This is a genomic window from Ferruginibacter sp. (assembly GCF_031430955.1).
Classification (GTDB): domain Bacteria; phylum Bacteroidota; class Bacteroidia; order Chitinophagales; family Chitinophagaceae; genus Ferruginibacter.
Window position 1 is genome coordinate 1 of record NZ_JANPCM010000243.1, and the last position, 2,393, is coordinate 2,393.

Annotated in this window: 3 protein-coding genes; 1 reads left to right on the forward strand and 2 read right to left on the reverse strand. The window is 33.3% G+C overall.

Going from position 1 to position 2,393, the window contains the following annotated elements; genetic code table 11:
• Positions 1 to 742: polysaccharide biosynthesis protein (locus ACY65O_RS06805; protein WP_462220100.1), on the reverse strand; the 742-nt coding region annotated here is incomplete at its 3' end.
• Position 743: 1 nt separating this feature from the next.
• A complete protein-coding gene (locus ACY65O_RS06810) occupies positions 744 to 1,874 on the reverse strand; it encodes a glycosyltransferase family 9 protein (protein ID WP_462220101.1) in 1,131 nt (376 codons plus the stop codon).
• Positions 1,875 to 1,951: 77 nt separating this feature from the next.
• Between ACY65O_RS06810 and ACY65O_RS06815 the strand changes: the two genes are divergently transcribed.
• Positions 1,952 to 2,393 (forward strand): class I SAM-dependent methyltransferase (locus ACY65O_RS06815; protein WP_462220102.1); only part of this gene is annotated, 442 nt, incomplete at its 3' end.

Genomic DNA, 2,393 nt, shown 5'->3' on the forward strand with positions numbered 1-2,393 from the left:
AATTTAGATTTATCCAACAAAAAAGGCGGACTAAGCCGCCTTTTTCCAAAATCCGCAGCATGTCATAGGCTGTAATCGCGCTGACGCCTAGCTTCTCCCCCACTTGTGAGTAATGCAGTGGTTCTTGCGCTTTGTAGTACAAATATAAAAACGCCCCTAAAAAAATAATTAAGAGAACGTAAGAAAAAACATACGACTTAACAAACTGATCGAAGTTGATTACTTTAAGCATGAAAAGCACAATTAAAAAAGTTACGATCAGCCTGTTAACGGTTTCTTTTAAAAAGCTGGGGGCTACTCCCTTTTTACTGATATAACTTTGCACTTCAAGAATATAAAAAACAGTATAAAAAAGTGTGTAAGGTAATATCCAGTAATAATAATTGATCAACAATGCTGATGTGGTTTGAAACTTTCGAACTACCAATGGTTGAAAAAAATAAGCCAGTAAACAAAGAATGGTAAAGCCGGCTAATGAAGCCAATAAAACAAAAGAAAAAAGATCATTTTGTTTTTTGGGGAGATTCTGGTAGTAAGGAAAAAAGCGGCTCATCATTGCCGGGCCGCCTAAAGTACAGATGGAAAAAAATACGAGGTTAACATTCAGTATTACCTGTATCAATCCATATTCCTCGGGTTTAAAAAGCCCCTGTTTTGTAAATAAATAAGTATTGAGGGCGCCAAAAATAAAACCAACATAAATTAATAAAGAAGAAAATATACTCTGGCGCCTGATACCCATTTTATTTAGTTGTAGTAAATTTTAATATGCCTGCAATAACTTTTTCAGCACTAACATCATTATAATTGCCCGGAACAATTTCTGCTTTGCCATTACGAAGTAATTGCATTTCCACCTCATCCGGGTAAAATGGGTAAATATTTTTTTTAAGCTCCGGAGGATAAGGCGCAAACCTGCCATAATGAATGCCGTTATACACCGCAAAAGCAGGGATGTTGCAGGCAGCTGCTAAATGCACAGAGCCGGTATCAATACTAACAATAAATTTACTTTTTTGCACCAGTTCAATTACCTGTATCATGTTCGTTTTGCCACAATAATTACTTACATCCTGTTTAAAATTAGTAATAAAATTTTCAGCATGTGGTATATCGGCTTTGGATCCGCAAAGGCAAATATGGTAACCCAGTTTTTCAGTTATATAATTTGCAACTTCAACAAATTTTGCAGTGGCCCATATTTTTTCGGGCTTGCCCGAACCGGGAAAAAGTAAAATATACCGTTTATCAGGTACAGTAAAACTGGTGTTTATAATTGCTGGAATATTTAAAGCAGGTAATTCAATACTGTTAGCTGAAATAGCTTTTAAAAATAATTGATGTTTTAAAAAGTCGTGTAATTTATCCCGTACATTTATTTGTTGAGTGTACAATTTTTTATTTAACAATTTTTCAAGAGGCAGCGCATTATCAGTATTACCGGCATAACCTATTTTTATTGCAGCGGAAGACGCACTTACTATGGCATCTTCAAACCTTCTGGTTCTGGAATACACAAAGTTTATGGCAGTGGCTGCATTTAAGTGGTTTACTTGTTTAAGTAACCGGTAACGGTAAGCCATTTGGCTTTTAAAACTTTTTTTGTTTACCCAGTAAGTTGCCATTATGCCGGGGTGCTGATCAAAATTTTCAAAAAGATTTTTCCAAAGTTCGTTGCCAATAAAAATTATTTTTTTATTGGAAGCATAAGTGGTTATAAAAAGTTGAATGTAATTTCTAAAAAGGATATAATCTCCCAGTTCATCAGTTTTAATTAATAAAATGGTATCATTATCTGTGGATTGTTTGGTAAACCTTATTTTTGCCAGTAGCAATATAACCTCATAAATCAGTAATTTAGCAGTATTGAGCATGTTTGTAGGTGCAATTTATTGTAAGCAAAAATATGGTTATATTATTTTATAAGAGTTAAACTAAGTTCAGATTTTATATGCAGACAGATGCCAAAATTAAGGAGTCCAAATATTTCTCAGCTAGAAATGTTGATGTAAGTTTTTATGATTTGTATAAAATTCCTAAATATCTTTTAAAAGTACTTCCCAAAAATAAGGAAGCAAACATTTTAGATATTGGTTGCGGATTAGGGCAGTATCTTAATGAAATAAATAAAATGGGGTACACAAAAACCCTTGGTATCGATATTTCTGACGAGTCAATAAAGGCTTGTACAGAAAAAGGGATAAATGTTGTGAAAATTGAAGACGTAATAACTTTTTCAAAAACTATTACTGAGAAATTTGATTTTATTACTATGAGCCATGTTTTGGAGCATGTAGATAAAGATAAAATTATTGATACTTTAATTGCTATAAAAACTTTTTTGCTTAAAGAAGGCGGCGCTTTTGTTGTAATGATACCCAACGGCCAATCCA